This window comes from Cryobacterium aureum (assembly GCF_002954245.1).
GTDB classification, from domain to species: domain Bacteria; phylum Actinomycetota; class Actinomycetes; order Actinomycetales; family Microbacteriaceae; genus Cryobacterium; species Cryobacterium aureum.
This window is the reverse complement of record NZ_PPTG01000009.1, coordinates 101,893-121,315: the sequence shown is the minus strand read 5'-3', so window position 1 is coordinate 121,315 and position 19,423 is coordinate 101,893. Positions and strand designations below refer to the sequence as shown.

General features: G+C 65.5%; 15 protein-coding genes. 11 read left to right on the top strand and 4 right to left on the bottom strand.

The window, feature by feature from the left end; translation table 11 throughout:
• Positions 1-70: 70 nt before the first annotated feature.
• The 3 genes from CJ028_RS03525 to CJ028_RS03515 are packed head-to-tail and all read left to right on the top strand — an operon-like array spanning position 71 to position 5,391.
• A complete protein-coding gene (locus tag CJ028_RS03525; protein WP_105033898.1) occupies positions 71-3,475 on the top strand; it encodes a pyruvate carboxylase in 3,405 nt (1,134 codons plus the stop codon).
• Between the two features lie 36 nt (positions 3,476-3,511).
• Positions 3,512-4,846: a MinD/ParA family ATP-binding protein gene (locus tag CJ028_RS03520; protein ID WP_240607069.1), complete on the top strand. Its 1,335-nt coding sequence runs from the start codon at positions 3,512-3,514 to the stop codon at positions 4,844-4,846.
• Positions 4,847-4,899: 53 nt separating this feature from the next.
• On the top strand, positions 4,900-5,391 hold the full coding sequence (locus tag CJ028_RS03515) for a peptide deformylase (protein ID WP_105033897.1): 492 nt from the start codon (positions 4,900-4,902) through the stop codon (positions 5,389-5,391).
• Positions 5,392-5,499: 108 nt separating this feature from the next.
• On the opposite strand, the gene CJ028_RS03510 is transcribed toward CJ028_RS03515, so the two are convergent.
• Positions 5,500-7,332 (bottom strand): AMP-dependent synthetase/ligase, encoded by a 1,833-nt coding sequence (locus tag CJ028_RS03510; protein WP_105033896.1) that lies wholly within the window; start codon positions 7,330-7,332, stop codon positions 5,500-5,502.
• A gap of 174 nt (positions 7,333-7,506) precedes the next feature.
• On the opposite strand from CJ028_RS03510, the gene CJ028_RS03505 reads away from it, so the two are divergent.
• The 3 genes from CJ028_RS03505 to CJ028_RS03495 all read left to right on the top strand — a co-directional run bounded on the left by CJ028_RS03505 (position 7,507) and on the right by CJ028_RS03495 (position 10,729).
• Entirely contained in the window at positions 7,507-8,451 is a 945-nt protein-coding gene (locus CJ028_RS03505) for an ROK family glucokinase (protein ID WP_105033895.1), read from the top strand.
• Between the two features lie 118 nt (positions 8,452-8,569).
• On the top strand, positions 8,570-9,259 hold the full coding sequence (locus CJ028_RS03500) for a lysophospholipid acyltransferase family protein (protein ID WP_105033894.1): 690 nt from the start codon (positions 8,570-8,572) through the stop codon (positions 9,257-9,259).
• A 99-nt stretch (positions 9,260-9,358) separates the two neighbouring features.
• Positions 9,359-10,729, top strand: coding sequence for a class II 3-deoxy-7-phosphoheptulonate synthase (locus CJ028_RS03495; RefSeq protein WP_105033893.1), 1,371 nt, complete (start codon positions 9,359-9,361; stop codon positions 10,727-10,729).
• A gap of 634 nt (positions 10,730-11,363) precedes the next feature.
• Here the strand turns inward: CJ028_RS03495 and pknB are convergent.
• Both pknB and CJ028_RS03485 read right to left on the bottom strand, forming a co-directional pair.
• Positions 11,364-13,346: a Stk1 family PASTA domain-containing Ser/Thr kinase gene (pknB, locus tag CJ028_RS03490; RefSeq protein ID WP_105033892.1), complete on the bottom strand. Its 1,983-nt coding sequence runs from the start codon at positions 13,344-13,346 to the stop codon at positions 11,364-11,366.
• Between the two features lie 82 nt (positions 13,347-13,428).
• Entirely contained in the window at positions 13,429-14,757 is a 1,329-nt protein-coding gene (locus tag CJ028_RS03485; protein ID WP_105033891.1) for a lytic transglycosylase, read from the bottom strand.
• Positions 14,758-14,957: 200 nt separating this feature from the next.
• On the opposite strand from CJ028_RS03485, the gene CJ028_RS03480 reads away from it, so the two are divergent.
• Complete coding sequence (locus CJ028_RS03480; RefSeq protein WP_105033890.1) at positions 14,958-15,299, top strand: Rv2175c family DNA-binding protein; 342 nt, start codon at positions 14,958-14,960, stop codon at positions 15,297-15,299.
• A 77-nt stretch (positions 15,300-15,376) separates the two neighbouring features.
• On the opposite strand, the gene CJ028_RS03475 is transcribed toward CJ028_RS03480, so the two are convergent.
• Positions 15,377-16,555, bottom strand: a complete 1,179-nt coding sequence (locus CJ028_RS03475; RefSeq protein WP_105033889.1) for a polyprenyl synthetase family protein — start codon at positions 16,553-16,555, stop codon at positions 15,377-15,379.
• 118 nt (positions 16,556-16,673) lie between these two features.
• On the opposite strand from CJ028_RS03475, the gene CJ028_RS03470 reads away from it, so the two are divergent.
• The 4 genes from CJ028_RS03470 to ftsL all read left to right on the top strand — a co-directional run bounded on the left by CJ028_RS03470 (position 16,674) and on the right by ftsL (position 19,408).
• Entirely contained in the window at positions 16,674-17,051 is a 378-nt protein-coding gene (locus CJ028_RS03470) for an SCO2097 family morphological protein (RefSeq protein WP_105033888.1), read from the top strand.
• Positions 17,052-17,342: 291 nt separating this feature from the next.
• Positions 17,343-17,774 carry a division/cell wall cluster transcriptional repressor MraZ gene (gene mraZ / locus CJ028_RS03465; protein WP_092339873.1) on the top strand — a complete coding sequence of 144 codons (432 nt, stop codon included), beginning with the start codon at positions 17,343-17,345 and terminating at the stop codon, positions 17,772-17,774.
• A gap of 114 nt (positions 17,775-17,888) precedes the next feature.
• Positions 17,889-18,845 (top strand): 16S rRNA (cytosine(1402)-N(4))-methyltransferase RsmH, encoded by a 957-nt coding sequence (gene rsmH, locus CJ028_RS03460; protein WP_205683944.1) that lies wholly within the window; start codon positions 17,889-17,891, stop codon positions 18,843-18,845.
• Positions 18,842-19,408 (top strand): cell division protein FtsL, encoded by a 567-nt coding sequence (ftsL, locus tag CJ028_RS03455; RefSeq protein ID WP_105033886.1) that lies wholly within the window; start codon positions 18,842-18,844, stop codon positions 19,406-19,408. Before rsmH ends, ftsL begins: the two co-directional genes overlap by 4 nt.
• Positions 19,409-19,423 lie beyond the last annotated feature (15 nt).

The following is a 19,423-nucleotide window of genomic DNA, read 5'->3' as shown; positions in this document are numbered from 1 at the left end:
ACGTTACCTTCACTAGTGTTAGAGAACCTAACCGTTAGCTGTGCGCCCCGTACGCCCTCGAAAGGCTTGCATGTTTGAGAAAATCCTTGTTGCCAACCGTGGAGAGATCGCGATCCGTGCCATGCGCGCGGCTTACGAGCTCGGAGCCAAGACGGTGGCGGTGTTTCCGTTCGAGGATCGAAACTCATTGCACCGGTTGAAAGCCGACGAGGCGTACCAGATCGGTGAAACCGGACATCCGGTTCGCGCGTATCTCGACGTGAGTGAAATCATCCGGGTGGCCAAGGAATGTGGCGCCGACGCGATCTACCCCGGCTACGGTTTTCTGTCGGAGAACCCGGAGCTCGCGGGTGCGTGCGCCCAGGCCGGCATCACCTTCATCGGCCCCGGCGCCGACGTGCTCGAAATGGCCGGCAACAAGGTCACCGCGAAGGAACACGCCATTGCGGCCGGCGTTCCGGTCTTGAAGTCGACGCAGCCGTCGACCGACGTCGAACTGCTCATCAGCCAGGCCGACGAAATCGGTTTCCCCATCTTCGCCAAGGCCGTAGCCGGCGGCGGCGGGCGCGGCATGCGCCGCGTCGCCAAGAAGAGCGAGCTGCGCGGAGCCCTCGAAGAAGCGATGCGCGAGGCGAACAGCGCTTTCGGCGACGCCACCATGTTTCTCGAGGCCGCAGTGCTGCGCCCCCGGCACATCGAGGTGCAGATTTTAGCGGATGCCTCCGGCGAGACCGTGCACCTGTTCGAGCGCGACTGCTCCGTGCAGCGTCGCCACCAGAAAGTCATCGAGATCGCTCCGGCGCCAAACCTGAGCGATGAGATTCGGGTGCAGCTGTACGCCGACGCGATCAAGTTCGCCCGCTCGATCGGCTACGTCAACGCCGGCACCGTGGAGTTCCTGCTCGACACCGTCGGCGAACGTGCCGGCCAGCACGTGTTCATCGAGATGAACCCGCGCATCCAGGTGGAACACACCGTGACCGAAGAGGTCACGGATGTCGACCTCGTGCAGGCGCAGATCCGCATCGCGGCGGGGGAGACCCTGGCCGAGATCGGTCTCACGCAGGGCGAGATCCGCCTGCGCGGCGCCGCCCTGCAGTGCCGCATCACCACCGAAGACCCCGCGGCCGGGTTCCGCCCCGACACCGGCAAGATCACCACGTACCGGTCACCCGGTGGCGCCGGCATCCGCTTGGATGGTGGCACTGTCAACACGGGCGCGCAGATCAGCCCGCACTTCGACTCGATGCTCGCCAAGCTCACCTGCCGTGGCCGCGACTACGCTGCTGCCGTGGTTCGGTCCAAGCGGGCGCTGGCCGAGTTCCGCATCCGCGGCGTCTCCACCAACATTTCGTTCCTGCAGGCGGTGCTCGACGATCCCGATTTCGCGGCCGGCGACCTGAGTACCTCGTTCATTGATGAGCGCCCGGAACTGCTGCGCGGCCGCGAATCCAAGGACCGCGGCACCAAAATCCTCAACTGGCTGGCCGAGGTCACCGTCAACCAGCCCAACGGCGTGCCGCCGACCACGGTGCACCCGCGCGACAAGCTGCCGCAGCTCGATATCACGAGCCCGGCGCCCGACGGCTCCCGCCAGAAGCTGCAACTGCTCGGCCCGACCAAGTTCGCTGCCGATCTTCGCGCCCAGACCGCTCTGGCCGTTACCGACACGACGTTTCGGGATGCCCACCAGTCGCTGCTGGCGACGCGGGTGCGCACCAAAGACCTCGTGGCCGTGGCTCCGTATGTGGCGCGGCTGACCCCGCAGCTGCTCTCGGTCGAGGCCTGGGGTGGCGCCACCTACGACGTGGCGCTGCGCTTTCTCGGCGAAGACCCGTGGGAACGCCTCGCCGCTCTACGCGAAGCGCTGCCGAACATCAACCTGCAGATGCTGCTGCGCGGCCGCAACACCGTCGGCTACACCCCGTACCCGACCGAGGTGACCGACGCGTTCGTGCGTGAGGCCACCGACACCGGCGTGGACATCTTCCGCATCTTCGATGCCCTGAACGACGTGTCGCAGATGCGACCGGCCATCGACGCGGTGCTGAACACCGGTACCGCGCTGGCCGAGGTGGCGCTCTGCTACACCGGCGATCTGCTCGACCCGGCCGAGAACCTCTACACCCTCGACTACTACCTGCGCCTGGCCGACCAGATCGTCGAAAGCGGTGCCCACGTGATCGGCATCAAGGACATGGCCGGGCTGCTCCGGCCGAGCGCCGCCGAAAAGCTCGTGGCGGCGTTCCGGGAACGCTTCGACCTGCCCGTGCACGTGCACACCCACGACACCCCTGGCGGCCAGCTCGCCACACTGCTCGCCGCCGCGCGGGCCGGCGCGGACGCGGTGGATGTCGCCTCCGCTCCGATGGCCGGCACGACCAGCCAGCCGTCGGCATCCTCTCTCGTCGCCGCGCTCGCCCACACCGAACGCGACACCGGCATTTCCCTCACAGCCACGACCGACCTCGAACCATATTGGGAGGCCGTTCGTACCCTGTATGGGCCGTTCGAATCGGGCCTGTCCGCACCGACCGGCCGGGTGTACTCGCATGAGATCCCGGGCGGGCAACTGTCGAACCTGCGCACCCAGGCCGTCGCCCTTGGCCTGGCCGACCACTTCGAACTGATCGAAGACATGTACACCGCCGCGAACACCATCCTCGGTCGGGTTCCCAAGGTCACGCCCTCCTCGAAGGTGGTCGGCGACCTCGCTCTCTACCTCGCCGCTGTGAAGGCCGATCCGGCTGACTTCGAGCAGAATCCGGGCAACTACGACGTGCCCGACTCCGTGATCGGCTTCATGGCCGGAGAGCTCGGCGACCTGCCCGGCGGCTGGCCAGAGCCGTTCCGTACCAAGGTGCTCGCTGGACGTAACGTGCGCGTCGGCGTCACCGAGATCACCGCGGGGGAGCGCATCGCCCTCGGCGCTACGAGTGCTGAGCGTCGCGCCATGCTCAACCAGCTGCTGTTCCCCGCGCCGACCCGTCAATTCGAACAGGTCAAGGAGACCTACGGTGACGTGTCCGTCATCGACACCGTCGACTACCTCTACGGCCTGCAGCAGGGCCAGGAGCACGCAGTCGAAATCGCCAAGGGCGTGCGGCTCTACGTGGGCCTCGAAGCCATCGGCGAAGCCGACGACAAGGGCATGCGCACCGTGATGACCATCCTCAACGGTCAGCTGCGGCCGGTGTTCGTGCGCGACACGAGCATCACCGTGCAGACCAAAATCGCCGAGAAAGCGGATGCCAACCAGCCAGGCCAGATCGCAGCCCCCTTTTCCGGGGTGGTCACCCTGCAGGTCGAGGAAGGCGCCCACGTTGAAGCCGGCCAAAGCGTCGCCTCGATTGAAGCCATGAAAATGGAAGCTGCGATCACTTCACCCATCGCCGGAACCATCGAACGCGTCGCCATCCCGCTCACCCAGCAGGTCGATGCTGGCGATCTGCTGGTGGTCGTGCGTCCACGCTAAGATTAGGGCCGTTATCGACCAGTTGAGGATGTACCCGTGCCAGACAAACGCACTGACGACCAGACCGCGCCCGCGCGTCCGGTGTCTGCCGCCAAACGAACCCGTGAAGAGCGCGACGATTATCACAGTGAGTTGCCGCCGCACACGATCGACAACCTCGCTGCGTCCCTGCCCGAGAGCCTGAGCGTTCCGATCGAGGTACCGGCCGGGCCCCGCCGCTCGGTGCCTGCCGTGGGCCGGTCGGCCGGGGGTACCGGCCTCGACACGACCCGGATCGTGTCCACCGCGGCCACCCACACCGTTGAAATCTCGACGCCGGCGCCGGCCCGTTCAGCCGGGGCCAGCTCGGCCATCGAATCACTCTCCCGAGCGGATGCCGCCTCCTCCGTTCGGCGCGACCGCATCCGTACCGAAAACACCACGGCCCCCGAGTCGGCGGCAATGCTCACCTCCGACCGCCTGCTCGCGGTCAACCGCAAGACCCGCAAGGCGCCGCAGGGTGCCTGGCCCGAATTCGTCTATGCGCTCACCCTGCACCTGGTCAACCTGGGCGACTCCGCCAAGGTACAGGCCTACAAGGAAATGGATGAGCGCATTCGCCGCCAGTTCGAGGGCGGCACGCGGTTCGTTCCGATCCTCACCCGCAAGGGCGGCGTCGGTAAGACCACCGTGACAACCCTGCTCGGCATGGCCCTGGCCGATGCCCGCGACGACCGCATCATCGCCATCGACGCCAACCCCGACCGTGGCACCCTGTCCGAACGCGTCAGCAAGCAGACCCGCTCGACCGTGCGCGACGTCGTCTCGAAGGCCGCGTCCATCGGTAACTTCACCGACTTTTCCGCCTTGGTCTCCCGCGACGAGACCCGCCTCGACATTCTCGCCTCCGACACCGACCCGTTGCTCTCCGAGGCGTTCGACGAGAACGACTACAACGTCGTTGCCGATCTCGCTGCCCGCTACTACTCGATCGCGCTCACCGACTGCGGTACTGGCATCGTGCACTCGGTCATGCGGGCCACCCTGCAGCGCGCAGACTCTATCGTGATCGTCTCCGGCGGCAGTGTCGACGAGGCCCGTCTGGCCTCCGAGACCCTCACCTGGCTCGAGGCCAACGGATACGGCGACCTGGTGCGAAATGCGATCGTCGCGCTCAACACGGCAACCCAGGGCACGAACCTGGTTCGGCTTGAAGAGATCGAGTCGCACTTTCGTTCCCGGGTGCGCGAGATCGTGCGCATCCCCTACGACCCGCAGCTCGCCGCCGGCAGCGTCGTGTCGTACAAAGACCTCAAGCCGATCACTCGGCTGGCCGCACGCACCCTCGCCGAACTCGTGGTTGAGGGGCTGCCCACCGACCGCAACCTGTAGCGCAGCGCGCTCGTTCGACTTTCACACCACCCGCCATACCGAGGAGTCTCCCCGTGCCCGAACGCCAGATTCGTCTCTTCGGAGATCCGGTACTGAAGACTGTCTCCGACCCCATCACCGGGATCGACGACCGGGTACGCGGCCTCGTGCAGGACCTGGTCGACAGCGTGCGCCTGCCCGGGCGGGCCGGCGTCGCTGCCTCGCAGATCGGCGTCAACCTGCGCGCGTTTAGCTACAACGTCGACGGTGTGATCGGTTATATCCTCAACCCCACCGTTGTCGAGCTCTCCGGCGAACCCGACCTGGTCGACGAGGGCTGCCTCTCCGTCCCCGGCCTCTGGTACCCCACCAAGCGCTACCCGTTCGCCCGCGTCACCGGCATCGACCTCGACGGCAACCCCATCGAACTCTCCGGCACCGGCATCATGGCCCAAGCCCTGCAGCACGAAACCGATCACCTCGACGGTTTTCTCTACATCGACCGCCTCGACACAGGTAACCGCAAGGCCGCGATGAAGGAAATCCGAGAATCCACCTGGTTCTGAAAGCTCCCAGAAGACCCCAATGTCTGCGCGGGGAGCGGAATGCTTTTCCCGGACCCGACCGCCACAGTGCCCGACCCCCAATAAATGTGAGTCGGGCTGAAGCCCAAATTAATCGCGCAGCGAAATACCCTCAGTCGCCGGCGCATTCGAATACATCGCCTCAATCTCGCCGGCGAAGTCCCGCAGGATGATATTGCGCTTGATGCTCATTTTCGGGGTCAGATGCCCGCTGTCTTCGGTGAACTCAATAGCGAGCACCGAGAATTTGCGAATCGACTCCGCTCGCGACACCCCCTCGTTGGCATGGTCAACCGCGCGCTGAATTTCGGCGAGGACGGCTTTATTGACGGATGCCTGCGCGAGCGTCATGCCGGCGTCCTCGTCGTTATTGTTGAGCCAGACCGGCAACATGTCGGGGTCAAGCGTGATGAGGGCGGCGATGAACGGCTTCTGATCGCCGACGACGACGACCTGGCTGATCAGCGGATTCGCGCGAATGGGGTCTTCGAGCGCGGCCGGAGCCACGTTCTTGCCGCCGGCCGTGACGATGATCTCCTTCTTACGTCCGGTGATGGTGAGGTAGCCGTCGGCATCGAAGTCGCCGATGTCGCCGGTCTTCAGCCAGCCGTCGTCAAACGTGTCTGCGGTGGCCTGTGGGTTATTCCAGTACTCCTTGAAGATGTTGACGCCCTTGATCTCAATCTCGCCGTCGTCCATGACCCGCACCGAGACGCCGGGCAGTGGGGGGCCGACGGTCCCGATCTTGGCTCGCGTGGCCAGACCCACATTGGCGGGGGCGGTCGTTTCGGTGAGGCCGTAGCCCTCCAGAATGACGATGCCCAGGCTCTTGAAGAAGTGTCCGAGGTGGGCGCCGAGCGGAGCGGAACCGGAGACCGCCCAGACGACCTTGCCGCCCATGGCGGCGCGCAGTTTGCTGTAAACCAGCTTGTCAAAGAGTGCGAACTTGATCTTCAGCCCGAGCGGAATCGTGTTTCCGGCCTGCACCAGCTTGGAATGCTCGACCGCGACGTTGGCGGCCGCATCGAAGATTTTGCCCTTGCCCCCGGCGACGGCCTTCTGCTGGGCCGAGTTGTAGACCTTTTCGAAGACCCGCGGCACTGCGAGTAGAAAGGTCGGCTGAAAGCTGCCCAGCGCGGCCAGGAGCGTTTTGGTGTCGGCCTGGTGCCCGACGCGCACTCCAGCGTGCACGCACAATACTGAAATGAACCGGGCGAAGACGTGGGCGGTGGTGATGAACAGCAGGGTCGAGGCGCCCTCGGGGTGAACCAGTACTTCCTTGAGCGCGATCGCAGCATTGCGGCTGGTCTCGAGGAAGTTCGCGTGGGTGAGCACGCAGCCCTTGGGCTTGCCGGTTGATCCGGAGGTGTAGATGAGGGTGGCCATGTCGTCGCCGACGGCGAGGTTGCGGCGACGTTCGATCTCAGCGTCCGTCACGTCGACGCCCCCGGCCACGAGCTTGTCGAGGTCGCCCAGGTCGATCTGCCAGACCGAGGTAATGGAAGTCAGTTCCGGATGCACCTCGTCGAAGCGCGCGAAATGGTCGGCGGTTTCGACGATGACCGACATGGCGCCGGAGTCGCTGAGGTTCCACTGCACCTGGCTGGGTGAGCTGGTCTCATAGACCGGTACTAGAACTGCTCCGGCGAACCAGACGGCGAAGTCGATCAGGGTCCACTCGTAGCGGGTCTTGCAGATGAGCCCGATCTTGTCGCCGGGTTCGATGCCGGCGGCGACGAAGCCCTTGGCCAGCGCCACCACCTGGGTGTGGAACTCGCGAGTCGTCACGGGCAGCCACTGGCCGCCGCGCGGCAGCGAAAACAGTACGAGTTCGGGAGTCGCGGCGAGGCGATCCATGAGCAGGTCGGTGATGTTGGCGCCAGGATCGGCGGGAACGACGGCGGGCATATCAAACTGTTTCACGGCAACTCCTTTGGTACCGGCTGAACGTGCCAACTGCCCGAACGCCTAAGAATTCTGCGTTGAGCGGGTGTTTCGTCCAGCGGCAAACTGGTTTACTACACTCTAGAGGGTGTCATCGGCAGCCGCCCGGTGCCGCGAGCCAACATCCCGATCGACCCGAACGAAAGGTGCCCCGTGCACGCCATAGGTATCGATATCGGGGGCACCAAAATCGCCGGTGCGCTGGTCGACGAGACGGGCGCCATCATCCGCTCTGATCGGCAGCCGACCACACCGGGCAACCCGACGGAGATCGAAGACACCGTCGTCGCCATGATTCTGGCGCTGTCCGAGGGCGAAGACGTCGTCGCGGCGGGGGTCGCCGCTGCCGGGTTCATCGACGCCGCGCAGTCCACCGTGTACTACGCGCCGAATATCAGCTGGCGTAATGAGCCGTTCCGCGACAAGCTCGAGGCGCGGCTGGACCTGCCCATCATTATCGAAAACGATGCCAACGCGGCCGGCTGGGCCGAGTTTCGGTTCGGTGCCGGTCGGCCGTACACCGACATGGTCACCCTGACCGTCGGCACCGGAGTCGGCGGAGCGATCGTGACGGGCAATGCTCTGTTCCGCGGCGGATTCGGTGCCGGCGCGGAGCTTGGCCACCTGCGCGTCGTGCCGGACGGGCTGCCCTGCGGCTGTGGCGCCCACGGCTGCCTCGAACAGTATGGTTCCGGTCGGGCGCTGCTGCGCATCGCCAACGATTTCGCGGATGCCGGCGGCATCGGTCTCGGTCTGGCCGCCGCCCGGGAGCGGCGCGGTAAATTGACCGGCAAGGAGGTTGGACGCCTGATCCAGGACGGTGACGGCGGCGCCCTCGCGGCCCTGCGCCAGCTCGGCGGCGCCCTCGGGCAGGCGTGCGCGAGCCTCGGCGCCGTGCTCGACCCGCAGGTATTCGTGTTCGGCGGGGGAGTGGCCGCTGCCGGCGATCTGCTGCTCGATCCGATTCGCGCGGCCTACCTCGACTACCTGCCGGCCCGCGGCTACCACCCGGAAGCGGAGTTCGCCATCGCCCAGCTGGTGAACGATGCCGGCGTGGTCGGCGCAGCCGATCTGGCCCGGCTGCACGCGGTGCGCTGATCGCTCGGAGGTGCTCGACCGATGTGCGCAAGCGGATGCCGCGAGACAGCCGCCCGCGGCATCCGCTTTGGCTGCGGCAGGCGGACTAAGCTTTTCGAAGTTGGATAAAGGAGTGCGAATGTTCTATTGGATCATGAAGAACATCGTCATCGGCCCGCTGTTGCTCTCGCTGTTTCGACCGTGGATCGTCGGCCTGGAGAACATTCCCAAGACTGGCCCGGTCATTTTGGCCAGCAATCACCTGTCGTTCATCGACTCGGTTTTTCTGCCGCTCGTGGTTCCGCGCCGTGTGGCGTTTCTGGCCAAGAGCGACTATTTCACCGGCAAGGGCCTGAAGGGCTGGGCGACCCGGCAGTTTCTCACCGCCGCCGGACAGCTTCCGATCGACCGGTCGGGCGGTAAAGCCTCGGAGGATTCGCTCAACACCGGCCTGCGGGTGCTCGGTGAGGGTCGCATCCTCGGCATATATCCGGAGGGCACTCGCAGTCCGGACGCTCGCCTGTATCGCGGTCGCACCGGAGTGGCCCGCATGGTGCTGGAATCGGGCGTGACGGTTATTCCGGTGGCCATGATCGACACCGAAAAAGCCATGCCGACCGGCACCAGGATTCCGCAGGTGCGCCGGATCGGCATTGTGATCGGCACACCGCTCGACTTCACCCGCTTTGAGGGCATGGAAGGCGACCGGTTCGTGCTGCGCAGTGTCACGGACGAGCTCATGTACGAACTGCAGCGACTCAGCACGCAGGAGTACGTCGACGTCTACGCCTCCTCGGTCAAAGAAAAGCGGGCCAGCCTTTCGCGCTAGGCTGAAAGAAGTGCTGTCTGCGCTTTGCGCGCGGGGGCACCTCATCCATTTCGGACGGTCCGCGTTGAACGGTCCAGAACAGAAAACAGGAACTATCCCGTGGTAGACCCCACCGAGCCCATTGTTGCCGCAGAAGCCTCTGTCATCACGGGTCTGGACCACTGGCGTACTCTGCCGATCAAGCAGCAGCCGACCTGGCCCGACGCGGCCAAGGTGGCGGCGGCATCCGCTGAACTGGCGACCCAGCCGCCGCTGGTCTTTGCCGGTGAGGTCGACATTCTGCGCGACCGGCTGGCACAGGCCGCCGGCGGAGCGGGTTTTCTGCTGCAGGGCGGCGACTGCGCCGAGACGTTCAGCGGTGCCACGGCCGATCAGATTCGCAACCGGGTCAAGACCGTGCTGCAGATGGCCGTCGTGCTCACCTACGGTGCGTCGATGCCGGTGATCAAAATGGGGCGCATGGCCGGCCAGTTCGCCAAGCCCCGCTCGAGCAACTTCGAAACCCGCGGTGACGTGACGCTGCCGGCGTACCGCGGCGACATCGTCAACGGTTACCCGTTCACCTCCGAGTCGCGCGAAGCCGACCCGGACCGGTTGGTCAAGGCGTACCACACGTCGGCGTCGACCCTCAATCTGATTCGCGCGTTCACGCAGGGTGGCTTCGCCGACCTGCGCCAGGTGCATAGCTGGAATCAGGGCTTTGCCGCCAACCCGGCCAACCAGCAGTACGAGAAGGTGGCCAAGGAGATCGACCGTGCGATCAAGTTCATGATCGCCTGCGGCGCCGACTTCGAGGCGATGCGCCGCACCGAGTTCTACACCAGCCACGAGGGCCTGCTGATGGACTACGAGCGCCCGATGACCCGCATCGACTCCCGCACGGGAACGCCGTACAACACCTCGGCCCACTTCATCTGGATCGGGGAGCGCACGCGTGACCTCGATGGCGCCCACGTGGACTTCCTGTCGCGGGTGCGCAATCCGATTGGTGTCAAGCTCGGCCCGACCACCTCGGCTGACGACATGCTGCGTCTGGTCGACAAGCTCGACCCGAACCGCGAACCCGGCCGCCTGACCTTCATTACCCGCATGGGTGCCGGCAAGATCCGGGACGCCCTGCCGCCGCTGCTTGAAGCCATCAAGGCAAGCGAGGCGACACCGCTCTGGGTCACCGACCCGATGCACGGCAACGGGGTCACTACGCCGACCGGCTACAAGACGCGTCGGTTCGATGACGTCGTCGACGAGGTCAAGGGTTTTTTCGAGGCGCACCGCGCTGTCGGCACGCACCCGGGTGGAATCCACGTCGAGCTCACCGGTGACGACGTCACCGAGTGCCTCGGCGGCTCGGAGCACATCGACGAGGCAGCCCTGGCGACCCGCTACGAGTCGCTCTGCGACCCGCGCCTGAACCACATGCAGTCCCTCGAGCTGGCCTTCCTGGTGGCCGAGGAGCTGGCCGCCCGCTAGCCCTTTCTGGACGGGGCCTGGGCCCCGTCCCCGGGCCCAGTTTATAAACTGGGCCCGGGTTTATAAGGTGGGCCCGGTGAGCGGATGGCGTGGGTTGTGCGGTGTTTCGGTGGTCTTGTGCGAAAAGCGTGCGCAAGACCGCCGAAACACCGCAAAACTCGCAACCCCGCGAATAACCCGCCTCCGCCGCTCTCATGATGGCTGCGGTCGTGTTGCGCGGGACCTGCGCCGGTGCGCGGGTGTCGCGGCCTGGCCAGAACTCCAGCGCAACGCGACGCGCGCGACCCGCGCCAGTGCGCGGGAGTTGCGCCTCGCGCGTAGCGGCGCACTTCCCGCGCCACCTGGAGTCGGTGGAGGGCCCACGAGGCGGCGATAGGATGCCGCCCCGCGACCATTCGCACCCCGATTGTCCGCACCCCCGACACGAAGCCCGGCGGCAGGTCGGGGCCGTGTGGTCGCGTATCTGGCTGCTTTTCGCACTGGCGCCGGCCCGCTGCCTACGCAAGGGTGTCTGCGGTGGCCCTAGACGCCGATCAGGCCCACGCGCCAATCCCCTTGTGCGGTCCGGGCCCGGAGCGTGGGCCCAGTTTCTCGTTCGGGCCCGGGTTCATAGGGTGGTCGCGGACGAGCCGGACTACCCGAACGGGTTGGTTGGCTTGAGCGATATCGTGCTGCCCTTAGCCAATGTCGTGCCGGCCGCTGGATCCGTCGATGCGACTTGAATGAGCGACGAGTAGATCGGTGCATCCGCTCCGACGTTGTACTTCAACTCGAAGCCAAGGGCGATCAGGGCAGCCTTGCCGTCACTCCAGGACATCCCCACAACGTTGGGCACAGTAACCGGCTCCGGACCCTTCGAAATCACCAGGGTAATCGTGGCACCCGCTCGAATGATTCCTTCGGGTACCTGCGACGTGACTACGTCGCCTTCGGCCACGGTGTCATTGTAGGTCTCCTCGCCGGAGACCACGAGCAGGTTCTTGCCGACCAGGATGTCGGTGGCCTCGGCAAACGTCTTGCCGTCGACGTTCGGAATGGTCCCGAGCGAAACGACCAGGTTCACGGTCAGTCCTTCGAAGTAGTTGCCGCCGGCCGAGACATCAGCGCCGTCGGACTCCTTGCTCGCCGATACCACGGTGCCCTCGGGCACGTCGCCGTTGAAGATCGGGTCAACACCGCCGACGACGGCGTTCAAATCGGTGATCAGAGCGGATGCCGCAGCTTGTGTCGTACCCGCCAAGGCGGGCAAGGTGATGGGCTGCAAGCCCTGGGAGACGATGACCGTGACCGTGCTGTCCTGCGGTACGCGGCTGCCGGCATCCGGATCGGTGCCGATGACGAGCCCCTCGGCGATGGTGGCGCTGAAGGCACCGCCCCGCTCGGGTTTGAGGCCGAGCTCGGTCAGCTTCGCGGACGCAGCCTCGGGAGAGGCCGAGGCGAAGTCGGGCACGGACACGTCTGACCCCGGGCCGGAGCCGAAATACCAGCCGGTTCCGCCGAGGGCGGCGGCGAGCAGAATCACCAGGGCGAACAGCCAGAACCCGCGACGCTTGCGCTTGTCGGCCTTCTTACCGAGCAGGTCGCCGCTGTCCGGCGGACCGACCGGGCCGGTACCGGCCGGGTGAATGCCCAGCAGGGTCGCGGCTGGAGGTTTTGTGGGAGCGAGCTTGGCGCCGAGAACCTGGGTTTCGGCATCCGCCACCGTATTGGCGCCGGTGCGCAGGCCGGCTGGCAGCACCATGGTCGACTGCAGAGCCAATTCCTGGGTGCCGCCGCGCACGAGCGCGCTGACATCGTGCAGCTGGTCGAGCATGACCCGGGCGTCACGGGGACGGTCCTCCGGGTCGCGAGCGGTGGCCCAGAGCACGAGTTCATCGAGCTCGCGGGGAACCGAGGCGACCTTGCTGCTCGGCGTCGGAACGGTGTCGTTAGCGTGCTGGTAGGCGATCTGCATCGGAGCTTCGCCGACGTAGGGCTGCTCGCCGGTGAGCATCTCGAAGGTCATGATGCCGAGTGCATAGATGTCGCTGCGGGCGTCGGCGATGCCGCGGGTGACGAGTTCGGGGGAGAGGTAGGCGATGGTGCCGAGCAGGGCCTGGCCGGTCGCGGTGTTGTTGTTGACCGCGCGCGCCAGTCCGAAGTCGCTGATCTTGATGCGGCCGTCGTCGGCAAGCAGTACGTTCTCGGGTTTGACGTCGCGGTGTACAATGCCGGCCTTGTGCGCGGCGGCGAGCCCGCTCAACACGGCTTCGAGAATATCGAGGGTCTGCTCCGGGGTGAGCCGGCCGTAATCCTTGAGCAGGTCGCGCAGGGTGATGCCGGGAAGATATTCCATGACGAGGTAGGCCATGTCGGCGTCCTGACCCTGGTCGAAGACATTCACGACGTTGGGATGAGCGAGTCGGGCGGCCGAGCGCGCCTCCTGGATGAACCGAATCTTGAAGGCGCTGTCGTCGGCGAGATGCCCGTGCATGATCTTGATCGCTACCCGGCGCTCGAGGCGCAGATCGGTGGCGAGGTAAACCGTGGCCATGCCCCCGCGCGCAATGCGCGAGCGCACTTGATACCGGCCGTCAATAAGACGGCCGATCATCGGGTCGGTCGAGGGAACGCTCACTCCTTGATTCTACGGAATTCGGCGACGGCACCACTGCACGGCGCGCAGGGGCACGGCATGTGGGTCGGGCCGGGCCGCCCGGCTAGCCGAGCTGGCTGAGCCAGGCCTGCGCCGACGTTTCCCACTTGGCGTAATAGTCGGGGTAGGCCGAGATCTGCACGGCCTGGGCGGCCTGGGTCACGGTCATCGACTCCCAGCCCGCGATGTCGAGCAGACCGCGGGTCACATTCGGGTTCGGGTTGGAGGCGCCGCCGAAGAAGGCGAGACTGGCCCGCACCGGGTCCATCACCTGCTCCGGGGTGCCCCAGCCGGCACTTGGCCGCTGCTGGAACAGCCCGAGGGAGTCCCTGTCGCCGTAATCAACGTTGCGCAGCCCCGATTCCTGGGCGGCCGCGGCCAACGCCACGACGAGACCGGCGCGGCTCACGCCGGCACCCTGTCCGACCGACACAATCGTCTGGGCGTTCTGTCGCATTTCCTCCGACATGGGCGTGACTACACCGGCTGTCGCTACCGGTACAGTCACCGCAACGGATGCCGGCACTACCGTGATCGGCAGGGTCAAGACCTGTCCGGGGTAGATGATGCTCGACCAGCCGAGGCCATTGGCGTCGAGCATGGCCTGCACGCTCACTCCGGCCGCGTTCGCCACGGCGGTGATGGTCTCGCCGGAGGCGATGGTGTGGGTGACGGCTGCGGCGATCTCGGCGACCGGTGCGACGTACGCGGCCGGTTCCATCGCTGCAGCCGCAGCCAGCACAAGGACCTGGCCGGGGTGGATGACACTGGCCCCGGTCAGGCCGTTGGCGCCCAGAACGTCAGCGGTCTTCAGCCCGTGGGCGGCAGCAATACCGCTGATGGTGTCGCCGCTCTGCACCGAGTAGCTGCTGGCGGATACCGCCGGCGCGGCCACGAGTGCAACCGGCGCCGCCGCCTGGGTCAGGGTCAAAACCTGACCCGGAAAGATCAGCGCCCGGGAATCGAGACCGTTGCCCGCCAGCACGGCCGCCGTCGACAGGCCGAACCGGGCGGCGATGCCGCTGACGGTGTCGCCGTCAACAACGGAATATTGAGTCGGCGCAACCTGCACGGCTGTTGCAACCGAGGTCACCGCCAGTACGGGAGTGGTCTCGGCCAGCTTCGACTTGAGCGGCTTCTTGGCCAGGGCCTGAGCCTGGGCGGGAGCCGAGAGGTTGAGGCCGATTGCGAGCGTGCTGACGAGCACGATCGGCACGGTCAGCAAGGCCGGGCGGGACCGCAGGTCAGCCAGCTTCTTGGCCTGTCGCTTCGGTGCAGCGTCAGGGCGAGCGTCGGCCCCAGAAAAGGCCACGTCGGCCGTTTCGGGAACGGTCGCGTTTCGTGCGGCGGATGCCGCGGCATCCGTCGTCTTCGTTTTCACCTTGGTCGACATGGTGCTCCGTTCATTGTGCGCACGCGCGCCATCCGTACAGCAAGTTCGTACAGCATCGCCTCGAATGCGGCAATCCCCACTGCGAGGTTTTCACAATTATGAGGGGGAGTCAATCGGCCGGCTGACATGAAAGTGCCGCCTCACGAGGAAAAAGTTCATGGAGGTTTTGCCGCGGACCCGAATCATGGGAAGCTAAAAGAGTGAGTGATCTGTCTTCAGAGCCCGAGTGGCTTACTATTCCTGCCCTAGTCAACCTGCTCGGAATGAGCCAGAGCCGTGTGCGGCACCTGATCGACGACAAGTACCTGCTGGCTATCCGGCGGGACAACGTTGTGTCGGTTCCTTCCCTCTTTCTGCGTGACGGCGCTCCCGTTCCTGAACTTCGCGGCACGCTGTTCGTACTGGCCGACGACGGCTTCACCGACATGCAGGCCATGACCTGGCTGCTCGAGGTCGACGACAGCCTTGGCGTCCCCCCGATCGAAGCTCTTCGCGCTGGCCGCAAGGCCGAGGTGCGTCGGGTCGCCCAGGCCCTCGCCTAGCCACGCGCACGCCCAGCCAGGCATTCGCCTAACCGGGCACGCGCCCAAACCGGTCGAACCGCCCGCCGAAACGCTCCTCAGAACGCCCGGTGCGTGACCCGATCGGTCAGATCCAGCAGCTTCTGCCGGGCCATGGCGCTGATTGGCGCGGTTGCGAGAGCCCCGAGGGCCTCAGCTACCTGGGCTTCGATGAGCGCCTCGACCCGGTCGACGGCGCCACTGGCTGTGATGAGCTGCTGCAAGCCACGAATCTGGGCGGCATCGAGCGTAGGATCGCCGAGCTGGGCGTCGAGCAATGCTCGGTCGGCGTCGCTCAGGCGTTCCCGCGCCAGCGCGATCAACACCGTGCGCTTACCTTCGGTGAGGTCGTCGCCGCTCGGCTTGCCGGTCACGGCGGAGTCGCCGAACACGCCGAGCAAATCGTCGCGCAGCTGGTAGGCCATGCCGAGCGGCAAGCCGAATGCACGCAGCGAGTTCAGCTGGGCGGCGGAGGCTCCGGCCAGGGCCGCCCCGATCACGAGCGGGGCCTGAACGCTGTACTTGGCCGACTTGTAGACGATCACGCGCAGAGCCCGATCGAGCAACTCGCCTTCCGGCTGGGCCAGCCAGGCGCGCTCCTCGAGAATGTCCAGGTACTGCCCGGCCGTGACCTCGGTGCGCATGAAGTTGAATTCGAGCCTGGCCCGCCGTGCCGAAGCCCGATCGGCCAGTTCGTCGAGCCCCTCGTCGAGCAGCTCATCGCTCCAACCCAGTAGCAGATCGCCGAGGAGAATGGCCGACGCCCGGCCGTAGGAGGCGCTGTCCCCAGCCCAGCCCTCACGCTCGTGCAAACTTTCGAACAGTTTGTGGGCACTCGGAGCCCCGCGACGGGTGTCGGAATTGTCGATGATGTCGTCGTGCACGAGCGCCGCGGCGTGAAAAATCTCCAGCGCGCTGGCTGCCGACACCACCGCAGCCAGTCCGGCTGCGGCGGGCGTGCGGGCAGCGGATGCCGCGGCCGCGTCATCCGCGCCGACTGACGGCTGGCCGGCCTCTGGCTGGCCCACTTCTGGGCCGGAATCCGGCGGCAGAACGCTCTGCGCACCCCAGTAACAAAACTGGGCTCGAAACCGCTTCCCACCGCTGAGAAACTGCCGTGAGTAGTCGATTAGGGGAGTCAAATCGGAGCTGATCAGGGTCACAATTGGTTCGCGGGACATGAGGAACTCGTCGATGCGAGATTGAACCAAGTCGACCAGGCGTTTGCTTTCAGGCACCCGTATAGCCTAGCCATCCCGGCGGGGCTAGAATTAGGTAATTCGACCCGGCAATTCAATTCTGGCCGGTTCGATCTTGTCTACCCACCCGCTCGATCCCGTAACTGGAGGGAATGAGATGCCGCTTTCGGAACAGGAGCAGCGGCTCCTGGAAGAGATGGAGCGCAGCCTCTATCACAATGATGCCGACTTTGTCGCCAGTGTTGGAGTGTCGAGGCTTCGCCCGAACTATCGTTCCATTGCGATCGGCGTATTGCTCGCCGTCGTCGGTATTGTCGCCCTCATCACGGGTGTCGCCATTGCGCAGTTGTGGCTCGGCATTCTCGGCTTCATCGTCATGTTCGGGGGTGTTCTCATCGCCGTGACGCCCGGCAAGGCAATTCATTCAGTGCCCGGACCATCGTCACCCGGTCGCCGCCCGGCACCGGCCAAGTCCAATCAGGGCTTCATGGAGCGACTGAACGATCGGTGGGACCGTCGCCAGGACGGTCAGTAGTTCTACTAACCCCCCAGCCCTCCACCGGGCACCCATAAGTCCATAAAACGAAGTTCATAAATCGCAGTTCTGAAGGGCCGATCATCTGATCGGCCCTTTTTTATGCCCAAAAATGGCCCCAGAACATCCGTTCTGACAAATATTGCTCCATCTCCCTCCACGACGTATTCCCAATGATTCTGGGGCAGTTTGGCGATATATTCAGAAAATAGACGCAAAAACCTAGGTCAGTGGTTGAAGGTGGAGTAAAGTGGAGCCACACCTGAATCTGGCCGGAAGAAAGGGGTGAGCGTGTTCCTTGGCACCTACGCCCCCCGGCTCGACGAAAAAGGGCGCATTATTCTTCCCGCGAAGTTTCGGGAAGAACTCTCCACCGGTGTGGTCATGACGCGGGGGCAGGAACACTGCATCTACGTGTTCAGCACCCGCGAATTCGAAACCCTGCACGACAAGATCCGCCAGGCACCGGTCACGAGCAAGCAGGCTCGCGACTATCTCCGGGTGTTCCTGTCGGGCGCGAGCTCGGAGACCCCGGACAAACAAAACCGCGTCACCATCCCCGGCAACCTCCGCAGCTATGCGGGGCTTGACCGAGAACTGACCGTCATCGGTGCTGGCAGCCGAGTCGAGATTTGGGACAGCGAAGCGTGGGCCACATACCTCGCCGAGCAGGAAACCTCGTACGCCAACACGACGGAGGAGGTGATTCCGGGACTCTTCTAGCCCCTGGTACCTGACTCCCAGCCGTTTTTGCCCTGACACACTTCCCCGGTGCCAGGACGAAATGGAGGGGAATCAGGCCTCATGGACTAGCCCGGCATTATGGCCAGCAATGAAATCCCCAGCGATGAAATCCACACCCCGGTACTGCTCGAACGCTGCGTCGAGCTGCTCGCTCCGGCTCTCACGAAGCCCGGCGCCGTGCTCGTCGACGCCACACTCGGCATGGGCGGCCACGCCGAAGCGATCCTGTCACGCTTCCCCGAGCTGACCCTGGTCGGCCTCGACCGCGACACCGAGGCTCTGGCCATCGCTGAGGAACGTCTTAAGGGTTTCGCAGGCCGGGTCCACCTCGTGCACACCGTCTATGACGGCATCGGGGAAGCCCTCGACGGCCTCGGTATCAGCGAGGTCGCCGGCGTACTGTTCGACCTCGGAGTCTCCAGCCTGCAGATAGACCGCGTCGAACGCGGCTTCTCCTACTCCAAGGATGCCCCGCTCGACATGCGCATGGACGGCACCGGTGGCCTGACCGCCGAGAGTATCCTCGCCGATTACAGCGAACGCGATCTCAAGCGCATCTTCCAGGACTACGGCGAGGAGAAACTCTCCGCCCGGTATGCCAAAGCCATCGTCGAAGCCCGTGAAACGGCACCCTTCGTGCGGTCGGCGCAGCTGGTCGACGTGATCACCAAGGCCACCCCGGTCGCCATCCAGCGCCAGGGCCACCCGGCCAAGCGCGTGTTCCAGGCGCTGCGCATCGAGGTCAATCAGGAACTGGCCGTGCTCGAACGGGCCATTCCCGCCGCGCTCGACCGCGTACAGGTCGGCGGCCGCATCGTCGTCATGGCCTACCAGTCCCTGGAAGATCGCATCGTCAAGCGGGCACTCGCCGCGGCTTCCGGCTCCACCGCACCGGCCGGACTTCCGGTGGAACTGCCCGAACACAAGCCACTGTTCACCCTCCTGCTCCGCGGTGCCGAACTGGCCTCCGACGAAGAAAAAGCACTCAACCCCCGCGCCACGCCGGTTCGGCTGCGCGCCGCTGAAAGACTGAGAAGGGCCGCCGCATGAGCGACAACCTGGCACGCGTCTCGTTTTCCCTCGAACCCGAACCGTTTGAGACCAGCGCACCGGCACGGCGCGGGTTTCGCTTGGTCGCGCCCACGCCGCGCCGCCGCGCGCGCCCGCGTATCTTCTATGCTCTCACCGCAGTGGTAGGCATGGCCGCCATCATGGTCGCCCAGTTGCTGCTGAGCGTCGGCATCTCCCAGGGCGCGTATGAAATCTCCAGCCTGCAGTCGAGCCGGTCCGAACTCGGCCGCACAGCCGCGAGCGTGAGCGAAGACCTCGTGCGGGTCTCCTCCCCGCAGAGCCTCGCCGCCAACGCCGAGGGCCTCGGCATGGTCAGCAACTCCAACCCCGTATACCTGCGCCTCTCGGACGGCGCTGTTCTGGGCGCTCCGGCTTCGGCGTCGGGCTCGCAGGCCGGAGCGGCCAGCCTCGTTCCCAACGCCCTGCTGAACGGAAGCACCCTGCTGTCGCAGCTTCCGGCAGATCCGGCGGCCGCCGGTGCTGTCGCGATTACGAGCGCCCCGGTAGTTCCTGCGGGACTCGCGGCGCCCACTACCCGATAGTTTCCGTGAGTCGAC

Bases quoted from the DNA above. Each gene is read 5' to 3' on its own strand.
- CJ028_RS03525 (WP_105033898.1), top strand. From the start codon at position 71: ATGTTTGAGAAAATCCTTGTTGCCAACCGTGGAGAGATCGCGATCCGT.
- CJ028_RS03500 (WP_105033894.1), top strand. From the start codon at position 8,570: ATGTTCTATTGGATCATGAAGAACATCGTCATCGGCCCGCTGTTGCTC.
- CJ028_RS03485 (WP_105033891.1), bottom strand. From the start codon at position 14,757: ATGTCGACCAAGGTGAAAACGAAGACGACGGATGCCGCGGCATCCGCC.
- CJ028_RS03470 (WP_105033888.1), top strand. From the start codon at position 16,674: ATGCCGCTTTCGGAACAGGAGCAGCGGCTCCTGGAAGAGATGGAGCGC.
- ftsL (WP_105033886.1), top strand. From the start codon at position 18,842: ATGAGCGACAACCTGGCACGCGTCTCGTTTTCCCTCGAACCCGAACCG.